Origin of the sequence: Corallococcus sp. AB011P (assembly GCF_003611605.1) — a bacterium.
Classification (GTDB): Bacteria; Myxococcota; Myxococcia; order Myxococcales; family Myxococcaceae; genus Corallococcus; species Corallococcus coralloides.
Genome location: NZ_RAVX01000009.1, coordinates 265,927 through 287,015, shown reverse-complemented (window position 1 = coordinate 287,015; position 21,089 = coordinate 265,927). Strand labels below are relative to the sequence as shown.

At 70.4% G+C, this 21,089-nt stretch carries 19 protein-coding genes and 1 pseudogene; 7 read left to right on the top strand and 13 right to left on the bottom strand.

Annotation, left to right across the window (positions count from 1 at the left end):
- Positions 1 to 37: 37 nt before the first annotated feature.
- The 3 genes from D7X30_RS23845 to D7X30_RS23835 all read right to left on the bottom strand — a co-directional run bounded on the left by D7X30_RS23845 (position 38) and on the right by D7X30_RS23835 (position 3,703).
- Complete coding sequence (locus D7X30_RS23845; protein WP_120565236.1) at positions 38 to 943, bottom strand: glycoside hydrolase family protein; 906 nt, start codon at positions 941 to 943, stop codon at positions 38 to 40.
- A gap of 59 nt (positions 944 to 1,002) precedes the next feature.
- Complete coding sequence (locus D7X30_RS23840) at positions 1,003 to 2,079, bottom strand: MBL fold metallo-hydrolase (RefSeq protein ID WP_120565235.1); 1,077 nt, start codon at positions 2,077 to 2,079, stop codon at positions 1,003 to 1,005.
- 76 nt (positions 2,080 to 2,155) lie between these two features.
- Positions 2,156 to 3,703 (bottom strand): ELWxxDGT repeat protein, encoded by a 1,548-nt coding sequence (locus D7X30_RS23835; RefSeq protein WP_120565234.1) that lies wholly within the window; start codon positions 3,701 to 3,703, stop codon positions 2,156 to 2,158.
- Positions 3,704 to 3,853: 150 nt separating this feature from the next.
- On the opposite strand from D7X30_RS23835, the gene D7X30_RS23830 reads away from it, so the two are divergent.
- Entirely contained in the window at positions 3,854 to 5,227 is a 1,374-nt protein-coding gene (locus tag D7X30_RS23830) for a TAXI family TRAP transporter solute-binding subunit (protein WP_120565282.1), read from the top strand.
- A gap of 63 nt (positions 5,228 to 5,290) precedes the next feature.
- On the opposite strand, the gene D7X30_RS23825 is transcribed toward D7X30_RS23830, so the two are convergent.
- On the bottom strand, positions 5,291 to 5,629 hold the full coding sequence (locus D7X30_RS23825) for a TerB family tellurite resistance protein (protein WP_120565233.1): 339 nt from the start codon (positions 5,627 to 5,629) through the stop codon (positions 5,291 to 5,293).
- 177 nt (positions 5,630 to 5,806) lie between these two features.
- Here D7X30_RS23825 and D7X30_RS23820 point away from each other — a divergent pair, with 177 nt between their 5' ends.
- Positions 5,807 to 6,901, top strand: coding sequence for a helix-turn-helix transcriptional regulator (locus D7X30_RS23820; protein ID WP_158619355.1), 1,095 nt, complete (start codon positions 5,807 to 5,809; stop codon positions 6,899 to 6,901).
- 102 nt (positions 6,902 to 7,003) lie between these two features.
- Positions 7,004 to 8,074: a helix-turn-helix transcriptional regulator gene (locus D7X30_RS23815; protein WP_120565231.1), complete on the top strand. Its 1,071-nt coding sequence runs from the start codon at positions 7,004 to 7,006 to the stop codon at positions 8,072 to 8,074.
- A gap of 36 nt (positions 8,075 to 8,110) precedes the next feature.
- Here the strand turns inward: D7X30_RS23815 and D7X30_RS23810 are convergent, their stop codons facing one another.
- Positions 8,111 to 8,992, bottom strand: a complete 882-nt coding sequence (locus D7X30_RS23810; protein WP_120565230.1) for an alpha/beta hydrolase — start codon at positions 8,990 to 8,992, stop codon at positions 8,111 to 8,113.
- 2 nt (positions 8,993 to 8,994) lie between these two features.
- Positions 8,995 to 9,957 (bottom strand): TIGR01777 family oxidoreductase, encoded by a 963-nt coding sequence (locus tag D7X30_RS23805; RefSeq protein WP_120565229.1) that lies wholly within the window; start codon positions 9,955 to 9,957, stop codon positions 8,995 to 8,997.
- A 279-nt stretch (positions 9,958 to 10,236) separates the two neighbouring features.
- Between D7X30_RS23805 and D7X30_RS23800 the strand changes: the two genes are divergently transcribed.
- Both D7X30_RS23800 and D7X30_RS23795 read left to right on the top strand, forming a co-directional pair.
- Positions 10,237 to 11,064, top strand: coding sequence for an endonuclease I family protein (locus tag D7X30_RS23800; RefSeq protein ID WP_120565228.1), 828 nt, complete (start codon positions 10,237 to 10,239; stop codon positions 11,062 to 11,064).
- Between the two features lie 10 nt (positions 11,065 to 11,074).
- The gene (locus D7X30_RS23795; RefSeq protein ID WP_120565227.1) at positions 11,075 to 11,725 is read left to right on the top strand and encodes a hypothetical protein; all 651 of its coding nucleotides are present in this window, start codon (positions 11,075 to 11,077) and stop codon (positions 11,723 to 11,725) included.
- A 3-nt stretch (positions 11,726 to 11,728) separates the two neighbouring features.
- On the opposite strand, the gene D7X30_RS23790 is transcribed toward D7X30_RS23795, so the two are convergent.
- From D7X30_RS23790 to D7X30_RS23765, 6 genes and pseudogenes are all read right to left on the bottom strand, one after another.
- Positions 11,729 to 12,760: a hypothetical protein gene (locus D7X30_RS23790; protein ID WP_120565226.1), complete on the bottom strand. Its 1,032-nt coding sequence runs from the start codon at positions 12,758 to 12,760 to the stop codon at positions 11,729 to 11,731.
- Positions 12,761 to 12,766: 6 nt separating this feature from the next.
- Positions 12,767 to 13,189, bottom strand: a complete 423-nt coding sequence (locus tag D7X30_RS23785) for a DUF2089 domain-containing protein (protein WP_120565225.1) — start codon at positions 13,187 to 13,189, stop codon at positions 12,767 to 12,769.
- A gap of 46 nt (positions 13,190 to 13,235) precedes the next feature.
- Entirely contained in the window at positions 13,236 to 13,976 is a 741-nt protein-coding gene (locus D7X30_RS23780; RefSeq protein WP_120565224.1) for a YqjF family protein, read from the bottom strand.
- Positions 13,977 to 14,061: 85 nt separating this feature from the next.
- The gene (locus D7X30_RS23775; protein ID WP_120565223.1) at positions 14,062 to 15,171 is read right to left on the bottom strand and encodes an acyltransferase; all 1,110 of its coding nucleotides are present in this window, start codon (positions 15,169 to 15,171) and stop codon (positions 14,062 to 14,064) included.
- Positions 15,172 to 16,398: 1,227 nt separating this feature from the next.
- Positions 16,399 to 17,697 (bottom strand): annotated as a pseudogene (locus D7X30_RS23770) (fatty acyl-AMP ligase); the annotation flags it as partial.
- A gap of 65 nt (positions 17,698 to 17,762) precedes the next feature.
- Complete coding sequence (locus tag D7X30_RS23765) at positions 17,763 to 18,383, bottom strand: outer membrane beta-barrel protein (protein ID WP_120565281.1); 621 nt, start codon at positions 18,381 to 18,383, stop codon at positions 17,763 to 17,765.
- Positions 18,384 to 18,632: 249 nt separating this feature from the next.
- On the opposite strand from D7X30_RS23765, the gene D7X30_RS23760 reads away from it, so the two are divergent.
- Both D7X30_RS23760 and D7X30_RS23755 read left to right on the top strand, forming a co-directional pair.
- Positions 18,633 to 19,967, top strand: a complete 1,335-nt coding sequence (locus tag D7X30_RS23760) for an amidohydrolase (protein ID WP_120565222.1) — start codon at positions 18,633 to 18,635, stop codon at positions 19,965 to 19,967.
- A 112-nt stretch (positions 19,968 to 20,079) separates the two neighbouring features.
- Positions 20,080 to 20,565 (top strand): hypothetical protein, encoded by a 486-nt coding sequence (locus D7X30_RS23755; RefSeq protein WP_120565221.1) that lies wholly within the window; start codon positions 20,080 to 20,082, stop codon positions 20,563 to 20,565.
- 11 nt (positions 20,566 to 20,576) lie between these two features.
- On the opposite strand, the gene D7X30_RS23750 is transcribed toward D7X30_RS23755, so the two are convergent.
- Positions 20,577 to 21,035, bottom strand: coding sequence for a YaiI/YqxD family protein (locus D7X30_RS23750; RefSeq protein WP_120565220.1), 459 nt, complete (start codon positions 21,033 to 21,035; stop codon positions 20,577 to 20,579).
- Between the last annotated feature and the right edge of the window lie 54 nt (positions 21,036 to 21,089).

Sequence of the window (21,089 nt, the reverse complement as noted above, 5' to 3'; positions counted from 1 at the left end):
CTGTCCAACCCTGTGTGTAGGTTGGAACCTCACCCGGTCAGGGTGACTGCTTCTCGGCCCCGGCGGCGAGCGTGACGTACAGGCGGCCCAGCTCGGTCAGCTCACCGGAGGCGCCCAGCAGGTTGATGGAGGGGATTTCGTTGTTGCGCCCGGAGAACCACGCGTAGCGCTCGATGGCGGGCTCCGTCTCCAGATAGCCAATGGCATCCACCATGTACTTCTTCTGCACGTCCACGGTGATTGCGGTGGAGGGCTTCATGTCGCCGCACGCGAACTCCGTCAGCCAGAGCGGCTTGTCGTACTTCTTGAACTGCCCCACGTACCACTTGAGCGCGCTCAGGTCGCACGCGTACCAGTGGATGGCAATGGCATCCACCTGGCAGTTCGCGCAGGCCTTGAAGAAGGCATCCAGGTACACCACGGGGTCGGTGAAGGTGACGCCGTCCTCCGACACGCAGTCGCCGCAGTAGTTCACCGCCGGGGACACCAGCTTGAGCCCCTTGCGGCGGGCCACCTCCTCCAGCACGGGCCAGAGCGCCGCGGCCTGGCGGGGCGTCTTGTTCGCCTGTGATTTGAAGTTGGGCTCGTTGAACCCCAGCAGGTGCTGCGCGCCCGCGGGAATCTCCGACTCGAGCTGGGCCACCGTGGGCGTGCCGCCCCAGGCCATGGGCACGAAGGAGACCTTCTCCGAGACGTAGACGCTGGCCGCGCCGCTCTCCGGCTTGGGCGACCAGTTGTACCACCAGCTCATCCCCGGGGAGAGCGCCTTCAGGTCCTCCGCCGAGTGATAGCCATACCCGAGTCCCCGCTTCGCGCTCTTCGTCACGCCAGGGGTTGGATCCTCTGGCTGGGATGGCTCCCCGGCCGCGGGGTCGCACGCCAGCAGCGGCGACAGCAGGACGGCCAGGGCCAGCGCGACGGGGAGCCGGAGGGAGGGGCGCATGGCCAGGGACTCTACGCCCGGGTGTCGGGTGGGCGTCGAGTCCTGGCGTCACGCGGCCTTCACGTCACGGCGCCAGCCGGGGCAACGAGGCGGGGCTCGCCCACGTCGCGCCACCACGGCGTCACGCCCTCCACGCGCGAGGGCTCCAGGCTCCGGCCCAGGCCCGGCGTGAAGAGGCGCACCTGCTGCTCCGTGGCCAGCTTCACCAGCGTCTCCACGGGCTCGTCCCACGCGTGCAGCGCCAGGTTGAAGGTGCCCCAGTGCACCGGCATCAGCGTGCCGCCGCCCAGCATCGCGTGCGCCTTGAGCGCGTTCTCCGGGCCCAGGTGGATGCTGCCCCAGCTCGGGTGGAACGCGCCCACCTCCATCATCACCAGGTCGAAGGGGCCGCATCTCCGGCCAATCTCCTCGAACTCCGGGGTGAGGCCGGTGTCGCCGCTGAAGAACAGCCGGTGCTTGTCCGTGGTGAGCACCCACGACGCCCACAGCGTCTTGTTGCGGTCGCCCAGGCCGCGGCCGGAGAAGTGCTGCGCGGGCGCCGCGCGGAAGGACACCGGGCCCACGCGGTGCTCCTCCCACCAGTCCAGCTCCGTGATGAGCTCCGGCGCCACGCCGAAGGCCTCCAGGTGGCGCCCCACGCCCAGCGCGGTGACGAAGGGCACCCGCCGCTTCGCCAGCGCCTGGATGGTGCTCCGGCACAGGTGGTCGAAGTGGTCGTGCGACACCAGCACCGCGTCCAGGTCCGGCAGCGCGTCCAGCGGCACGGGCGTGGCGTGGAAGCGCTTGGGGCCCGCGAAGGACACGGGCGAGACCCGGTCGCCGAAGACGGGGTCCGTCAGCACGCGCGCCCCGTCCACCTCCAGCAGCATCGTGCTGTGGCCCAGCCAGGTGACGCGCAGGCCGGTGTCCGGCGCGCGGGCCCAGGCGCCGCGCGGATCATCCACCGGCAGCGGCGCGGGCGGCGTGCGCTGCGTGCCGCCGAAGAAGTATTCGCCCAGGAGGGGCAGCGCGCTCCCCTGGATGCCGGCCCCCACGGGGGCGGTGTTGCGGAAGCCGTGACCCTCGAACTGACGGGAGGCCCGGCTGCGTTCGAGGCGGAGTCCCGCGCTGCGCGCGCTGTCACTGACGGTGGGCATGAGGCGGTTACTAACACCCACGCCTCCGCCCGGCACGGCCACCCGCCTGGAGCCCGGGCGGGGAGGCACCATGCGCCTACTGTGTGTCTTCCGGCGCCATGCAGGCGTGGCTGAGCTGGGTGGACCAGAGCTGGGCGTTCAGCGTGTCGTCATAGGCGCTGAAATAGACGCGGCTGCCCAGGCGGAAGAATTCGCGCGGATAGGAGGACCGCGTGGTCCCCTGCGACGCGATGTCCTTGAGGCGGCGCGTCCCGGCCGCCGTGCCGTTGCTCACCCAGGGCTCCAGGCCCACCGGGAGCATCTCCTCCGAGGCGAAGAAGACCAGGTTGTCCGCCGCCGCGTACACGGGCGAGCCGTACTCGTCCGACAGGCTGAGCGGCCGGCGCAGCAGCGTGGTGCCCCCGGCGGTGCCGTTCGTCACCCACAGCTGCGTGTCGCGGGGCGCGGGGCCGTTGCTGCCAATGGCCACGGCGAAGTACAGCTTCCTGCCCCCCGGCACCTGGCTCACGGCTTCGATGTATGGGAACGCCTCGCCCTGCGACGCGTAGTCGTTGGGCAGGGTGACCACGGGCTCCGGGTTCCCGCCCGTGAGCGGCACGCGGTAGATGACCATGTACTGGGTGCTGTAGGACGTCGTCGTGACGTACGCGTACGTGCCCAGCGCGCCCAGCACGCGCATCGCGCGCGTGGAGCCGAAGGACGCCAGCCGCAGCGTGCCGCCCGCCGTGCCGTCCGTCTTCCACAGCTCCGACAGGCCGCTCGACTCATCCAGCTTGAAGAGGGTGAGCGCGCCGGTGGTGCGCACGTCGTTCGGGTAGGTGTCGGGGCCCGCATCCAGCCGCTTCAGCTGGAAGGTGCCCGCGGGGGTGCCGTCCGTCCGCCACAGGGAGGTGGCGCCCTGGAGCTCGCGCACGAAGAACAGCAGCGCGTTGCCCTGCTTCGCGTCCAGGTAGCTCACGTCCACGCCCGTGCCGAAGTCGCGCACGCGCACCGTGCCCGCGGCGGTGCCGTCCGACCTCCACAGCTCATAGCGCGTGGTGGACACCGAGGCGTCGTACGTCTCCTTGAAGAAGACCAGCGTGGAGCCGGCCGCCGTCAGGTGCGTCAGGTACGAGTCCTCCACGCCCGGCGTCAGGTCCTTCACCATCCGGGTGCCGGCCTCCGTCCCGTCACTGACCCACAGCTCGGCGCCGTGCGTCGCGTCCGGCGCCTGGAAGAAGAGCCGCGCCGGGGTGGCGGTGAGCTGCGACAACAGCGGCGTCCCGCTGCCCGCCGTCGCCGGGAAGCCCTTCACCTCCGTGGTGCCCGCGTCCGTGCCGGTGCTCCGCCACAGGCCGCGGCGGCCATCCTCGTAGTTCACCGCGAAGTGCAGCGTCCCCTGGAAGTCCACGAAGCCGCCCGGCCCCATCGCGAAGCGCGGGATGCCCAGCTCCGAAGGAGGCAGGATGCTCTTCACCCGCTGGGTGCCCGCGGCGGTGGGAAGGCAGAGGCCCTCCGCTGTCACCTCTGGCGCAAAGGTGGGTTCCTGTGCGAGCCCTGCCTCCGTCTGCTCCTCGGGAAGCGCCCCGCCGCAGCCCACCCCCACCACCAGCAAGGACATCACCCACCCGCCGCGCCAACCCATGCCACACCCCTTCAATAAGGCCTGGGAGGGAGGGTGTGTCGCGCAAGGGGTTGCGCCAAGTGCCCCTGGGTCGTGACGTGCTCGCTTGCCTGGACCGACGCGGTGTACGGCGGGGCCCCGCACGGCGTGGTCGGTATACTGCGCGGCTTCATGAAGACGGACACGTTGAAGGCGCAGCTCAAGCGCACGTTGCGGCGCGACCTGTGGTTCGCCGTCGCTCCCGCGACGCTGCTCATCGCGGTGGCGTTCGCGGTGACGTTCTATTTCGTCAAGCCCGCGCCGCCCAAGACCCTGGTGATGGCGCTGGCGCCGGAAGAGGGCGGCTTCAACTACATGGCGAAGCGCTACCAGAAGTTCCTCGCGCAGCACGGGGTGACGCTGGAGCTGCGCAACACGAAGGGCTCCGTGGGCAGCGTGGCGCTGTTGAGCGCGGAGGACAGCGGGGTGGACATCGCCTTCGCTCAGAGCGGCACCACCGGCGGCAAGGGCCAGGAGGTGCCGGAGCACGTGGCGTCACTGGGGAGCCTCTCCTACGTGCCGCTGTGGGTCTTCTACCGGGGTGAGTCCTTGGATGACGTGCGCGGCCTTCAGGGCAAGCGCATCGCTGTAGGGCCCGAGGAGAGCGGCACGCGCGCGCTGGCGATGACGCTGCTCCAGGCGAACAAGGTGGACACGGCGCCCACGGAACTGCTGCCGCTGGACCGGGACGCGGCCATCGACGCGCTGACGCAGGGCAAGGTGGACGCGGTGTTCCTGGTGTCGCCGGCGGAGTCGCCTCGCATCCAGAAGCTGGCCGCGGTGAAGGACGTGCGCCTCTTGAGCTTCAATCGCGCGGAGGCGTACACGCGCCGCTATCCGTACCTGTCGCGCCACGTGCTGCCTCAGGGCGTGTTCGACTTCGCCAAGGACGTGCCGGACCATGACGTGGTGCTGCTCGCGCCCAACGCGCTCCTGCTGGCGAAGGACTCACTGCACCCGGCGCTCGCGTATCTCCTGATGCGTGCGGCCAGTGAGATCAGCGGCACGGCGGGCATCCTGGACAAGACGGGCGAGTTCCCCGCGCCGCTCGCGGCGGGCTTCCCGCTGAGCAGCGAGGCGAAGCGCTACTACGCGACGGGCGTTCCGCTGCTGCAGCGTTACCTGCCCTTCTGGGCGGCGAACCTGGTGGACCGGCTGTGGGTGATGCTGGTGCCCATCATCGCGGTGGTGGTGCCGCTGGGGCGGGCGGTGCCCGCGATGTTCCTGTGGCGGGTCCGCTCACGCATCCACCGGTGGTACGCGCGGCTGAAGGAGATTGAAATCCAGCTGGATGAGGACCCGGACCAGGAGCTGCTCCAGGCCATGCTCAAGCGGCTGGAGGAGGCCGAGCGCGAGGTGAACCGCATCGCGGTGCCGACCGCCTACGCGGAGAACCTGTACTTCTTCCGCGAGCACGTGGACGTCGTGCGCCGCCGGCTCACCCGCAGGCTCGCGGGCGCGCCCGAGCACAAGGACGGACACCCGTTGCACGTGACCGCGTCGTGACGTGAGGGCGGTGCGCCGCGGCCCGGGCTCCGGGTCGCCAGCGGGGGGCGCCTCCTGAAGGTTTCAGGGGGCGATGCCGAGCAGCTCGCGGATCTGCCGGATCATGGCGATCTCCGATTCGTCCAGGTGGCCGTCTCCAATGACGAGGGCGTGGACCGCGTCGAGCACGGCCTTGGGGTCCTGGCGCAGGACGCTCAGGTTCGGTGGCGGGAGCGGCTGGCCCTCGTGGAGGCAGCGGGTGAGGGCGCTGAGCTCCGTCAGGGGCACGCTGAAGCCGCGTGCGGTTTCGATGATGGCGTCAATCTCCTCGCGGGTGACGCGGTCGTCGCTGGTGGCCACCTGGAGCAGGAGCTTGATGACCTCGATGTGGAACTGGCCTTCAGGGGGCAGCGGGGCAGCCATGTGGGTTGCATCCTCCAAGGATGTCCAGGCTGACCTGCCAGGGGGGGAGCCGTCCAGCCCGGCGTCGTCGCCGCGTCGGGGAGCGGAAAGGCGGGCGGGTGGGGGAGGGGCTTCCAGCCGTAGGGCTCCTCCGTGTCATGCTTGGGATGGATGGCATTGCCTGGGGAGGCACTCCGCATGGGTAGGGCCTTGCGATTCACGTCACGTGAAGAGTCGATTCGGACGGAGCTGCTGACGGACCTGATTGACGTCGGCAGCTACAAGGACATCCACGACGTCCTGGAGGCGCGTGTCCTCCAGCTGTGCCAGGCGGACCACTTCGCGCTGGGCTGCGCCAACCTGGATGGCTCCGTGGGGCTCCAGTGGACGAGCCGCACGACGATGCCCCTGCTCAAGCACTACTCCGATTGGGTGACGAACGACTTCGTCTTCCAGGCCACGATTGCCCAGCCCAACCGCGTGTTGAGCACGGCGGAGATGCTCCGGGGACAGAAGCTGGACGCCATGGAGACCCGTCAGCGAAGCGTGGAGGCGGGGCTGGACCTGCGGCACGTGATGGCGACGCTGCTCATTGAAGAGCAGCAGGGCCTCAAGGGCGGGCTCGCGGTCTACAGCGAGGCCTCCCGGCCCTTCCCGGCGCGCAGCCAGCAGTTGTTGCAGCAGCTGGTGCCCGCCATCCACCGCGCGGTCAGCCGGGTGCAGAAGCTCCATGCGCAGGGATTGGAGTTGGACCTGCTCAAGGCCGGCGCCGTCGAGCCCGGGGCCCTGCTGGTGCTGACGCCCTGGGGCCGGGAGATGGTCCGGACGAACGCGGCCACGCGGCTGTTGGAGAAGTGGTTCTCGCGCTCGGAGCTGACGCCGCAGGGGATTCCCCAGGCGTGGGTGAAGCGCGTGGAGGCGTTGTCGCGCGTGAAGGGGATGTTCCCCCCGGACCTGCTCAGGGATGCGCGGGATGCGGACGGAGAGCAATTGCAGGTGACGTTCTCCCTCTCCACCATCCCCTGGGCAGGCAATCCCCTGTGGCAGGTCCGCATCGTCGAGCGTCCGCACTGGCTGCGGGAGGACTGGCTGCGATTGCTGTCGCCCGCGGAGCGCGTGGTGGCGGATGGTCTCTACCAGGGCCTGTCGAACCAGGACATGGCGCGCCAGATGAAGAAGTCGGTGCAGACGGTGAAGGATCAGGTGAAGGCCATCTACCGGAAGACCGGGACCCAGAGCCGGGGCCGGGACCGGGCCCGCATGAAGTTCCTCACCGAGGGTCGCCGCGCGTAGCAGGCGGCCACGCCCGGCAGGCCCGCCATACCTCTTTGGGGGGATGGGCCCTGTTTCCGCCCTCGTAATACTTGATGGGTATTGCAAACGGGGGTCGTACCCATGGGCAAGGCACGGAAGTTCCTGTCGCGTGAGCAGGCGTTGGTCGCGGAGTTGAAGGAAGCGCTGGGCAACGCCCGGACGCTGGAGGACGTCTATGAAGCCCTCTCCCGGGCGCTCCTCTCGCTCTGCGAGGCGGACCACCTCGCGGTGGGCTGCGCGAACCCGGATGGGACGGCGGGATTGCAGTGGAAGACGGACACCGTCCACCCCCTCCTCAAGGATTACGCGGAGTGGGTGCAGGAGGATTTCGTCTTCCGCGCCACGGTGGTGCAGCCCAACCTGGTGCTCAGCGACGAGCAGATGCTGCGGGGGCAGGCGCTGGTGGAGACGGAGACCTTCCGGCGCAGCCAGGGCGCGGGGCTGAAGCTCAAGCGCGTGCTGGCGTCACTTCTCTTCACGGAGCAGGACCTGAAGGGCGGCATCGCGATGTACCGGGAGTCCACCCGGCCCTTCACGCTCCGGGCGCAGTGGTTCCTGCAGCAGATCATCCCGTACATCTCCCGGGCGGTGGCGCGGCTCCAGGAGCTCTATGCCGTGCGCTTCGAGCGGGACCTGCTGAAGGCCATCGCGATGGGGGCGAGCCCGGTGCTGGTGCTCAACAGCCTGGGGCGGAAGGTGGTGGACACGGGGCCGGCCATTCCGCTGCTGGAGCGGTGGTTTCCGTCCCATGAACTCAGCGACGGGGTTCCCCGCGCCTGGGCGGAGCGGGTGAGGGCGCTGTCCCGCTTCGATGTCGCGGTGGATCCGCGGCTGGAGTCCCTCACGCTGGAGCGCGGCGCGGACCGGCTGGACGTGACGTTCGGTCCCTCCGCCGTCAGCTGGGGGGGCCGCAATCTGTGGCAGGTGCGGATGCACGAGCGGGTCCACTGGCTGCGCCCGGACTGGAAGGAGAAGCTCACCGCCCAGGAGTCACGCGTGGCGGACTGTCTTCACGAAGGCCTGGCGAACAAGGAGATCTCCTCCCGGCTCGGGTGCTCCGTGGAGACGGTGAAGGTCCACATCAAGTCGCTGTTCGAGAAGACCGGCATCCACAGCCGCGGGGAGTTCGTCGCCAGGGGCCGCCGAGAGTGAGACGGCCGGTTGGATCTCGTCACCCGGGGACAGGGCTCATAGCGCGCGGGCGAAGAACTCCCGCAGGTGGCGGGCGTAGCCTTCGGGATCCTTCTGGGCGTATTCGCCGTGGGCCGCTTCCGGCACCAGCCACTGCTCGCGGGGCTCGCAGGCGGCGCGGTAGAGGCGGCCGTCCAGCTTCTGGGGACCGTCCGGGTCGCTGCCTCCGTTGATGAGCAGCAGCGGCCGGCCTTCCAGCCGGCACATGCCGTCCACGGGCCTCACCGCGTCCACGTCGATGCCGGACCGGCGCAGGCCCCACAGCACCGCCCAGGTGCTCAGGCCGTAGTGCGAGCCCATGTCCCCCGCCAGGTCCGGGAACGCTCCCGCCGCCGCCACCGCCCTCACCCGCGCGTCCTCCTGCGCCACCAGCAGCGCCGTCGTCCCGCCCATGGAGAATCCGAACAGGCCCACGCGTCCCGGGGTGACGTCCGGCCGGGCCCGAACGAAGGCCAGGGCCGCGCGCACGTCCTCGCGCTCACTGTCGCCCCAGCCAATCGCGTCGCCTTCGCTCTCACCCTGGCCGTGCAGGTCGAAGAGCAGCACGCCGTGCCCCGCCTCCGACAACACCCGGGCTTCGAAAAGCACACGCGTGCGGTTGTCCGCGAAGCCGTGCACCAGCAACACCGCCGTCCCGTCGCGCGACGGCACGTACCACCCTTGAAGCTTCCGCCCCGCGGCCTCGAAGGACACGTCCTCCATGTCTGGCAGCGCGTCCTGGCCGGAGGGCCGAGTCACCGGGATGCGCGCCGGGTGCACCAGCGCCTGGGCCGTGCGCAGGCCTCGCGCCGCCGTGAACCCGCCCGTGCCCAGCGCGCCCAGCGCGAGCCCCAACACGGCGATGCGACCCCAACGGACGCGGTACTGCTTCGTGGACACGGTCAGCTCCGGACGGGGCCGCTCCCCGCGCGCCAGCGCTCGACGAGGTTCGTCACGGCGGTCCCCCAGTCGGGGTACTCGAAGGTGAAGCCCGCGTCCAGCAGCCGCCCGGGCACCACGCGGCGGCTCTTGAGCAAGAGCTCCGTGTCCGTGCGCATGAAGAACGCGCCCACCTCCAGCATCCACTTCGCCGCCGGCAGCCCCACGCTCACGTGCGCCGCCTCGCGCAGCTTCGCCATCAGCTCCCGCTGGGGCAGCGGGTTCGGCGCGGCCAGGTTCACCGGCCCGTCCAGGTCGTCGCGCTCCAGCAGCAGCTGCACCGCGCGCACGAAGTCCCGGCCGTGGATCCACGACACGTACTGCCGCCCGCTGCCCGCGGGGCCTCCCAGTCCCCGGCGCGTCAGGCCCAGGAGCACGTCGAAGATGCCCTCCTTGTCTGGACTCATCACCATCGCCGTGCGCAGCGCGACCTTGCGCGTGTGGGGCGTGTCGGCTTCCGCCAGCGTGCGCTCCCAGGCCTGCGCGATGTCGATGCTGCGCTTCCAGTACGCGGGCACCCCCGGCTCGTTCCCGCCAATGAGCCCGGTGGCCTCGTCGTTGGGCGCGTCCATCCGGTGCGCGTACAGCGTCGCGGTGCTCATCTGCAGCCACACGCGCGGCGGCTTCGCGGCCTGCTGGATGGCCTGGCCCACCACCCGCGTGGAGTCCACCCGCGAGTCCATCATCTGGCGCAGGTTCTCCTCCGTGTAGCGGCAGTTCACGCTGCGTCCCGCCAGGTTGATGACCGCGTCGGCGCCGTCCACCTCCTTCGCCCAGTCACCCAGGGTGCGCCCGTCCCAGGACACCGTGCGCGCCTCTCCCTGGCCTCCCCGGCTGATGAGGACGACGTCATCCCCCCGCGCGGTGAACGCCCGCGCCAGCAGGGCGCCCACCTGTCCCGTGCCACCCGGAATCACGACCTTCATGAACGAAACCCCCTCATTTGGTGCGACACCCGGAGGCATAGCGTGCGCCCCGTCCGGGCCGCCCGGCTCCCGGAGCCAGGCCCCCGGGCCGTCCTGGTGCCGTCGATGAGCCCCGCTTTTCCCCGGCTCCGGAGCCCGGCGGTGGGGCATTTCCCGGGATGTCCCGGGTCGGGCGGGAGAAACCAACCGGCTCGGAGGGAAAATGCGGCGCGTCACGCAACCGGGCCCGTGTCCGGACGACAATGCGTCATCCCCCCACCTCGAATCCTGAGGGCCGTCATGATCATCCCGTCCCGCCCGCTCTCCGCGACCCGCCCCTCGACGAACTCCGCGTCGGCCCCGGCCAACACGGCCCGTGTCACCCCGAAGGCGTTCTCGTCGGTCTCCACGTTCGAGGCCGGCCCTTCGGCGAAGAAGGCCCCGACGACGCCCACGACGCCGGTGCCCGCGCCGCAGGTGCCAGTGGAGGACGTGCCGCCCAAGTCGGATCCTCGCTACGACGGGCTGAAGGACCAGGCGCTGATCAACGCGCTGCATGACGCGGTCAGCAAGCACAAGGACCTGGGCTACAACCAGGCGCGCAAGGTCATCTTCACCACGCTCGATAACCACGACGGCAAGGTGAAGTGCGTCTACACGGGCAAGGAAGTGCAGACGAACAAGATTCCCAACAGCAACGTGATGAACACCGAGCACACCTGGCCCCAGTCCAAGGGCGCCACGGGCGCGGCGAAGGCGGACCTGCACCACCTGTTCCCCACGGACAGCAAGGCCAACTCCATCCGCGGCAACTACCCCTTCGGCACGGTGAAGAACGTGAAGTGGGAGGAGAACGGCGCCAGGTTCGGCACCGACGAGAAGGGCCGCACCGTCTTCGAGCCGCCCGACGAGCACAAGGGCAACGTGGCGCGCGCGCTGTTCTACTTCTCCACCGTCTACAACAAGCACATCCCCGCGGACGACGAGGCCGTGCTCAAGCAGTGGAACACGCTGGACAAGGTGGACGCGGCGGAGGTGGCGCGCAACGACGCCATCGAGACCTACCAGCAGAACCGCAACCCCTTCGTGGACGACGCGTCGCTGGCCGACCGCATCGCGGACTTCTAGACTCCGGGGCATGTCCCGTCCGTTCGCGCCCCTGTGGGCGCTCGTCCCTGGCCGCACCGGTGTCCCCCTGCTGAAGGTGGGGGGCACGCCCGAGGCGCCGGGGCTCCTGGAGTGGCCCGCCTGCGCGATGTGCGGCGGGCCCCAGCGCTTCCTCTTCCAGTTGCCGCACGTCGAAGGACGGCTGGACCTGGCGCCGCACGCGTCGGTCCACGTCTTCCAGTGCGAGAACCCCGACACCGTCTGTTTCCGCTGGGACCCGGAGGAGGGCGCCAACGCGGCCGTGCCGGTGAAGGCGGGCGCGCCTTCCGTGAGCGCGCCGCCGGGGCCGGTGAAGCCGTACGCGGAGTGGACGCTCGGCTTCGAGCCCGCCACCGAGGACACCGAGGCCCTGTCGGTGGACGTCAACGAGGCCACCGAGGAGCAGCTCCTGGCGCTGGACCGCGCGCAGGCGGAGGCGCCGGAGAGCAAGGTGGGCGGCGTGCCCGGTTGGCTCAACGGCGAGGCCACGCCGGAGTGCTGTGACGCGCCCATGCACTTCGTCGCGCAGCTGGCCGCGATGCCGTTCGGCCTGGACTTTGGCGACAACGGCCGGGGCTACCTCTTCCGGTGCACCCGCGAGGACTGCGTGCGCCCCTTCCGCTTCCTCACCCAGGGCGCCTGAGCCTCACCGCTGCATCGCCTTGAGCAGCTTCTGGGCGTCCTCCGCGCTGAGCTTGCCGGCCTCCACCAGATCCAGCACGCGGCGCATCTCGTCGTCGGGGATGCCCCGGGCCTGCTGCGGAGACGGGGGATGCACGGGCGGCCGCGGCCGGTGGTGCCGGTCGCCCGGGCCCGCCCAGGGCGGCGCGCCCCAGGAGTTCGCCCAGGCGTGGGCCCACTGGTTCGCGTGGCGCTCGGCGCGGCGCTGCCAGCGCTCCGCCTGACGCTGCCAGCGCAGCGAGTCCTCCTCCCAGCCCTCCGCGTCCTCGCCGCGTGAACGGCCCGACTCGCGGATGCGTACCGAGCCCAGCTCCGTCTCCAGCAGGATCGTCGTGGCCGCCTGGGGGTTGGACGGGTAGCGCGTCTGCTCCGTGCCCAGCGACGTATGGGCGGAGATGTTCACGTCCAGCCCGGGCACCAGGCGCAGCTCCACCGCGCCCACCTGCGTCCCGATGCGGTGCTCGCCCACGTCCAGCGCGTCCACGTCCAGCTTCACCGCGCCCGCGGCGGCGTGGACGTGGAGGGTGCCGCCCACGCGCTCGCCGATGATCCGTCCCGCGCCCGTGCGCAGGGTGAGCTTGCCGTGCACGTCGCGCAGGCTCGCCGTGCCCGCGTCGGTGTTCAGCTCCAGCTCGCAGTCCTTCAGGCCGGAGATGCGCACCGCGCCCGCGTCCAGCAGGAGCTTCGCGCGCACGTCGGGCGGCACGAACAGCTCCGCCTGTCCGCCGTGGCGCCAGAACAGTGACAGGAAGCCGGCCTCGCGCGGCATCAGCTCCACCTTCGTCACCCGGCCATGCTCCTGGATGCGCGTCTCCACCCGGCCGTGTGTCACCAGGTAGGGCTTCTCTCCCTCCGGCAGCGGCGACACGACGAGCGTGGCGACGGGCGCGTGCAGCACCAACTCCGCGTGCTGTCCCCACGGAATCGCGTGGCGCTGGGTGCCGTCGCGCGAAGAAGACGAGGCGTCGGAGGACGGCGTGGCTTCAGGGTCCATCATGGGTGGTTACTCCCGTGCCTTCTTGAGACGTTGAGCGGCCTCGTCCGCGTCGATGAGCCCGGCCGCGAGGTCATCGAGAATCTGCGCCCGGCGCGGAGAGCCACGCTCCCGGGGCGGAGGTGGCGGCGCAGGAGGCGGCGGGACTCCGGGCGCCTGGCCCAGGGCCTCCACCACGTCGTCCAGCCGCGACACCACCGTCGGATAGGAGAGGCCCAGCGCCTGCTCCACGTCCTTGATCTTCCCCCGGCACGCGATGAACACGCGCACGAACGCGAGCTGCTCCGGCGACAGCTGCTGCACCCAGCCCGTCGTGAAGCGCCCCTCCACCGCGGACGCGCACCCGTCGCAGCGCACCCGTTCGATGACGGTGCCGCCTCCACAGACGGGGCAGCGGGTGGGCACGGGCCAGGTGGACTTGGAGGTCGTCATGGTGGATTCTTCAGAAAATCAATTTGTGAATTGAGAATATTGATTTCTACGGGGCTGGCAAGGGCGGGAGTTCATTTCCAGGAAAGACGGACACTTCCGAGCCGGTGGCCACGAAGGCGGAGTGGGGCGTGCCCCGGAGGCACTCCGTGAAGGCGGGGCCGTAGAAGCGGGCCACGTCGCAGTCGAAGGCGGTCTCCTGGGCGCGCCAGACGGTCCAGCGGGGATGCTCCACGCGGTACTCGGCGCAGCCGCCGTCGCGCTGGGCGGTGTAGCCCCAGTAGTGCTCGGTGATGAATTCCTCCTGGGAGCCAGGGGCGCTCTCGGCCGGTGTGCCGAGCGTCCGGGCCGACAGCTGGTGCCAGCGGCCGTGGGACTTCCAGGCGTACTCGACGTGGCCGGGCGCGCCGGTGTCCGCGCCGTCCATGTTCACGGCGTGGCGCATGGGGTGCGCGACGTAGGGCTCGTTGTAGAGGACACGCGCCACGGTGGCGATGGCGAGCCGGGGCACGATTTCGCGCACGAACACCACGCCGCGCCGCCAGCCTTCGGGGCCCAGGCGGCGCACGTAGAAGCGCAGGTTCACCTCATCGAAGTCCCGGTGGAACGGCACCGCGAGTCCCCGCACGCGCGTGTCGAGGAAGCGGAAGCCGACCATGCTCGCGAACGTGCGGCCCTGCCACGCGTCGAGCTCCGTGCCACGGGGGACGAGGGGCCGCAGAACCGCCGGATCTACCTCGTAGTTGAGCATCAGCAGGTACCGCCACGTCGCCGTCAGGAAGGGGCGCATGCGCGAGGTCTAGCGCGCACGCGACGCCCGGGCCCAGGGCCACCCCCTTGTGCGGCTTCTGTCGAGCAGAAGCGCGGGCCGCCGTTCAGGGAACAGAGGGCTGCGCCTGCGATTTCCTGGAGGTGAGCCCCCGCTCCAGCCGCTCCCGCCACTTCAGCGCGGGCCGCTCCACGCCATGGTGCAGCGCGAGCGAGGCGAGCAGCACCGCCACGGCGCCACCCAACAACGTGACGACGTGGAACGCGTCCATTCCATGGGGCGCCAGCGCGTCCCGCACTCCGTGCTGCACGGCCTTGTGCGTGAGGTAGATGGTGAAGCTCAGGACCGCGAAGGTCTTCACGCCCGGGATGCGGGCGCAGACGCGCGAGGCCGCGGGGCCCGCCAGCGCCATCAGCAGCGCCGCGAAGCCCAGGGCGGCCAGGGGGAACGACAGCAGGACATAGGGGAGGTAGCGGAAGTGCTCCTCGTTGATGAAGAGCACGCCGCCCAGGCACGCGAGTCCCACGACGGTCAGGCCCCGCGCGCGGGCGCCGCGAGTCCAGCGCTCCCAGGCCTGTGGCCGGAAGACGCGCAAGGCCGCGAGCAGCACGCCGCACGTCAACCCGTCGAGCCGCGCGTACGTCGGGTAGTAGAGCAGCATGTCGAAGTCGCGCCACCCTGGATCGGCGGGACCGAGCTCGGAGAAGTACCGCAGCCACAGTCCACCGCGCAGGAGCATGCCTCCGCCCATCACGGCCGCGGCGATCGCGATGAGGGACGGCGCGCGAAGGCGTCCGCGCAGCGCGAGCACGGTGAGCGGCAGCACCAGGTAGAAGTGCTCCTCCACGCACAGCGACCACGCGTGGGAGAAGCCGTTGATGCGCAGGCCGAAGTTCTGCGTGAAGGTGAGGAAGCGCCACGCGGGCGTCACCAGGGGCCGTTCGGTCCAGGCCGGCACGAAGAGGTAGAGGCCCAGCACGACGAGGAAGGACGGAAGGATGCGCAGTGCGCGCCGCAGGTAGAAGCGCCGCAGTGACGGCGTCTCACCGCGCGACACCGGCTCCAGGAGTTGCGAGCCGATGAGGAAGCCGCTGAGCACGAAGAACAGCTCCACACCCGTCCAGCCGAAGTTGGCGAACGCCTGGTAGGCCTCGGGGCCTTGGGGGCGGGGGTAGTGGTAGACGACGACGACGAGGATGGCCAGGCACCGGAGCAGGTCCAGGCCGGCCAGATGGCGCGGTTCGGTGGCGTTCAGCGGAGTCAGCTTTCAGCGGGGGGATGTGCCCGATGCTAGCAAGACGCGCCCGGGCCGCCAGTGACACGCTGCCCAGCCCCTTCGGGACGCGTCGGGCCAGACGCACCGGCCACGAGTTTGGCGCAGGCCACCCGCACGGATGCGCCCATGGCCCCACCGACCAGGCGCCAGGCCCTCGGAAGCGAATGCGCTCCATGGCGATGAGAAGGTGAGAACCCGTTGAGGGCTCCCCGTCAGTGGCGAACCGAAAAAACCTGTCCGACAGTCGGACAGGTTTCGAGACCTCCGAGTTCCTCCCGTCCGCGGCACCCCTCACGAACCTGTCCGACTGCCAGCCCAGTCTTGGGAACCGCGGCTGGCTCGCCGCCCGGGCCGCGAAAACCTGTCGGACAGTCGGACCGGTTTGGAGAACCGAGGCTGGTGAGGAGTCCATGCCGCCCGAGCAGCGGAAACTTGTCGGACAGTCGGACAGGTTTGAAGAACCGAGGCTGGTGAGGAGCCCATGCCACCCGAGCAGCGGAAACTTGTCGGACAGTCGGACAGGTTTGAAGAACCGAGGCTGGTGAGGAGCCCATGCCGCCCGAGCCGCGGGAACCTGTCGGACAGTCGGACCGGTTTTGCGATCCGCGGCGGGTGGGGGCCCCCCTCTCCGCCCGAGCCGCGGGAACCTGTCCGACAGTCGGACCGGTTCTGGGAACCGTCACCAGGGGAGGCCACCTCCCCGTCAGGAAGGTGGAAACCTGTCGGACAGTCGGACCGGTTTGGGAGAACCGCGGCTGATGGGGCGCCCCCTCGCCTCCCGGGAATCAGAAACCTGTCCGACAGTCGGACCGGTTTGGGAGAACCGCGGCTGAGGGGGCGCCCCCTCGCCTCCCGGGAATCAGAAACCTGTCGGACAGTCGGACCGGTCTTGTGGACCGTTGGTGGGGGCTCCCGCTCCAGACATCGAAACCTGTCGAACAGTCGGACAGGTTTTGGAGTGCCGGCCCCAGGGAGGCCTTCTCTTCGTCCGGGCCGCGGAAACCTGTCCGACTGTCGGACAGGTTTTGGGGCTGTGTCGGGCGGGAGGTGGGCATCATGGTCCGGGAGCTCGGGCGCCCTCGGGTTCTCGCTTCGGACGGCGCCCTGGTCGCGCCTGGCACGCTCAGTGCCTGTTCCGGCTCCTCCCGCGAATCCGGCCCCTTGGGTTCAGGGCGTCTGGGCGTCCAGGTCCTCCACCCGCGCTCCCAAGCGCGTCGGCACGCGTGCCACGACTCGGAGCTCCCTCGCTGAACGCTCGGTGTGCGCGTCCGCGCCGTTGAGCGCGGTCGTGCACCAGGCGTGCAACTCGCGCAACGCTCCGGCGAGGAAGGCCTCCCGCGTGGCCCTCCGCTGCACCTTGCCGCTGGAGGTCTTGGGCCGGCTCCCAGGTTCGATGAGCACCACCGCGCGGGGCCTCACCTCGTACACCGTCGCCAGACGTCCTCGGATGGCGCCCAGAACTGGCGCCACTTCGCCGTCCCACTTGCGTGCATCCACCTCCTGCACCACGACGAGGTGTTCTTCGCCGTCCATCTCCACGCCGAAGGTCACGCCGCATCCGGGCCTGAGCGCGGGGTGGCTCTCCTCCACCACCGACTCCAGGTCCTGTGGGTACAGGTTCCAGCCGCGTATGATGATCAGGTCCTTCTCTCTCCCCGTGACGTACAGCTCTCCGTCGTCCAGGAAGCCCAGGTCCCCGGGCCGCAGGTACGGCCCGTCTCCCTGCGCGGTCCGCGCCTGGAACACTTGCGCGGACTCCTCATCGCGCCTCCAGTAGCCCTTCGCCACGCTGGGCCTCTTCACCCAGACCTCGCCCACCTCTCCCGGCGGAAGCTCGCAACCGGTGCCCGGCGCCACGATGCACAGGGATTGATCCGGCAGCGTCGCGCCGCTGCTCACCAACGTCCGGGCCGCTCCAATGGGGGCCCGCGCGCTGCCTGCCTCCAGCGCGGCGGTGTCCACGTCGCGGAAGATGGGCGCGGCCTCCTTCGCGCCGCCGGAGACGATGAGCGTCCCTTCCGCCAGGCCGTAGCATGGGGAGAACGCCTCGCGTCGGAAGCCATGCGGTCCGAACGCCTCCGTGAAGCGCTCCAGCGTGTCCGGGCGGATGGGCTCCGCGCTGCAGAACGCCACCTCCCAGTGGCTCAGGTCCAGGCCCTCCCGTTCCGCGGGCGGGATGCGCCGCACGCACAGGTCGAACGCGAAGTTGGGCCCGCCGCTGATGGTGCCGCCGAAGCGGGTGAGCGCCTCCAGCCACGCGCGGGGCCGCTTGAGGAACGTCAGCGGCGACATCATCACTGTGTGGAAGCCCTGCGCCAGCGGCACCAGCACGCCTCCAATGAGCCCCATGTCGTGATACGGCGGCAGCCAGATGACGCCCACGCTGTCGTCGCGCGTCTGGAAGGCACGGCAGATGGCCCCCAGGTCGTGCAGCAGGTTGCCGTGGCTGAGCATCACGCCCCGGGGTGCCCCCGTGCTGACTGCGGCTTTGTTCGTCGGGCAGGTCTATCAGCGTGACGGACATGCGCACCTCAATAGCTGCCGCCAATCATCAGAACGCCCGCGTAGCGGCCGTCCCCCGCGCCAATGTCCTGCGAGGGCGCGAAGTCCTGTCCGAAGAGGAAGCTGTAGCTGCCGCGCACCTCTGCCGTGAGCTGGGGGTTTATCTTGAAGCGCACGCCCGCTCCCACTGGCGCGTAGCCCCCGGTGTCGTCGAAGAACCGGAAGAAGTTGCCCTCGCGCACCGAGTAGCGCTCGACGCCGATGCCCCCGAGCACATAGGGCTGCAGCCGGGTGGGGGTGAAGCCAATCGTGAGCGCCGCCTGCGCTCCGTTCCGCACGATGTCCGGCGTGCCGAAGAAGTCGGAGCTGTCCGCGACGGACAGGCTGCTCACGCCGCCGCTGTAGCCCAGCTCCAAGCCCAGGTAGTCATTGGCGCGGTAGCCCACGACGACGCCATACGACGGCCCTGGATCCAGGTTGGGCGCGAGCTTGCCCGTGTAGCCCTCCACTCCCAAGCCCAGGAGGAAGTAGGGGCCCCGCCAATCCACCCGGCCCACCTGCGTGGGCGCGTCCGGCGGTGGGTCCTGGGCCCTGGCGGCGCCACCCGTCAGTCCTGCCATGCAGAGCCCCAACGCGATGCTTCGCCTCATGACCGCTCCCTCCATGTGTCTCATGCGCAGCCAGAAGGTGGTCTCCGGGGGAGGGGCGAACAACGAACGGACAGGCGGTACCCCGGAGGCCCACGGCGCCCCGGAGGGCGGGGGCGGCGGCGCACGAAGCCAGGCCCCTGCCTGCCTCCCTGCCCATCCCCTGTGATGCCCCGCGCCCGGCTTCCACCTTGAGCCATACCCGGATGCCCGCGGTACCTCTCCTCGCGTTCGGGACGGGAGCACTCCGCCATGAACGACGCCGCCCACCCCCAGTCCGTCGCGGGCCCGTCCACCGCTTCACGCATCCAGGCCCGCGCCCGGCGCGTGCTCGCGCACCTGGACGCGGTGCTGCCGGACGTGAACGCGCTCTACACGGACCTGCATGAACACCCGGAGCTGTCCGGCCAGGAAGCGCGCACGGCCGCCGAGGTGGCGCGCCGGTTGGAGGCGGAGGGCTACGAGGTGAGCCGGAACGTGGGCGGCCACGGCGTGGTGGGCCTGCTGCGCAACGGCGACGGGCCTACGGTGCTCCTGCGTGGGGACATGGACGCGCTGCCCGTGGAGGAGAAGACGGGGCTGCCGTACGCGAGCCGCGCGCGGACGGAGGACGGTGAGCCGGTGATGCACGCGTGCGGCCATGACGTCCACACCGCGTGTCTGGTGGGCACGGCGGCGGTGCTGGCGCGCTCGCGCGACGCGTGGCGCGGCACGGTGATGGTGGTGGGGCAGCCGGCGGAGGAGACCCTCCAGGGCGCGAAGGCGATGCTGGACGCCGGGCTCTACTCGCGCTTCGGCACGCCGGACGCCGTGCTGGGCCAGCACACGGCGCCGCTGCCGGTGGGCACCTTCATGCACCGCGAGGGTGTGTCGATGATGGGCTCCGCGCACGTGCGGATCCGCCTCTTCGGCCGGGGCGCGCATGGAGCGCAGCCGGAGCTGTCCGTGGACCCCGTGGTGCTCGGGGCCAGTGTGGTGCTGCGACTGCAGACCATCGTGTCGCGCGAGCTGTCGCCGCTGGAGGCCGCGGTGGTGACGGTGGGCCACTTCCAGGCGGGCTCGCGCGCGAACGTGATTCCAGAGGAGGCGCTGCTGGAGCTGACGGTGCGCACGGAAGACGACGCGGTGCAGGCTCGGGTGCTCGCCGCCATCGAACGCATCGCAAAGGGTGAGGCCGCGGCGGCGGGCGCGCCGGAGCCTCCCCAGGTGGAGGTCCTGAACCGAGGGCCGGTGAACCGCAACGACCCGGAGCTCCTCCGCCGCGTCCGGGACGCGCACGCGGAATGGTTCGGTCACGACGCGCTGGTGCCGGGCGTGCTCGGCACCGCGAGCGAGGACTTCCCCTTCTTCGCCCAGGGGCCGGAGCATCCGGTGCCCACCGCGTACTGGTACGTGGGCATCACGCCGCGAAAGGTATGGGAAGAGGCGCCGGGCACGACGCCCCAGGAGAAGGTGGCGCACGTCCCCGGGCCGCACTCCGGTCGCTATGCCCCGGACCGCGAGGGGTCGCTGCACAGCGGCTGCGAGTCACTCGCCGTGGCGGCGCTGGCCTGTCTGCACGGGGGCGATGCGTCCGTGGACCATTGAATAAGGCCCCGGCCTGGAACGGGGCCGCTGGCCCGGCTGGCTCCCCGTCGCTTGCCCCCGCCGCGAGTGCCTCCAACTTGAGAGGCGGACGACACTTCTGGAGGACATCCTGATGAAGCTTCCGCTCATGGCCTCGATGACCGCTCTCCTGCTGGGCGGCTGTGCCACGCAGACCGCGTCCGTTCCACAGGAGTCCCCGTCCGAGGCATTCGCCAGCGATGAGATGTCCTGGGACTCCGAGGAGTCACCTCGCACGCAGGAGATGCAGCGCAAGCATGACCTGAACTTCTACGGAACCGTGGGCGCCGAGGCCCAGGCCAACGCGGAAGCCACCGGAGGCACGGGCATCCAGCGGTCCTCGAAGCCAGAGGACTTCAAATGCGTGGACGCCAACGAGGCGGGCACGGGCGGCTCGGGCGGCATCGACATGCGCGGCGCGGACAACCTGGCCCCGGAAGTCGTGCCGTCGCAGAACCCCGGCGCGCGGTTGGACATCATCCCGGAGGCCTGGAACCGCAACAAGGGCATCGGCACGAGCCCCGTGGCGCCGTCCACCGGCACGCCTCCCGCGGAGGGCAGCGGCGGCGCCGGCCATTAGGCTCTGACGCCTCAGCCCTGCTGCTTCACCAGCCGGGTCAGTTCGCGGTCCAGCGTGGCCGCGAACTGCTGGCGGTCCTGCGGTGAGAAGCCGCCAGGGCCGCCCGTGTTCACGCCGCTGTCGCGCAGCTCCTGCATGAAGTTCCGCATCGACAGGCGCTCGTCGATGGTCTCCGGCGTGAAGAGCTCCCCGCGCGGATCCATCACCACGACGCCCTTGGGGACGAGCAGCGCGGCCAGCGGGATGTCCTGCGTGACGGCCAGGTCCCCGGCCTCCGCGGACGTGGCGATGTGCCGGTCCGCCACGTCCAGCCCCGCGCCCACCTGCACGGTGGACACGTACGCCAGGCGCGGCAGCGCCAGCGGCTTGTTCGCCACGAAGACGATGGGCACCTTCACGCGCTGCACGGCGCGCAGCAGGATGTCCCGCACGGGCCCCGGACACGCATCGGCATCGATCCAGATTTTCATGCGGACCATCCTCGCTGATTTTCTCCCGCGTGACGCGGGCCGCGCGCGGGGAGC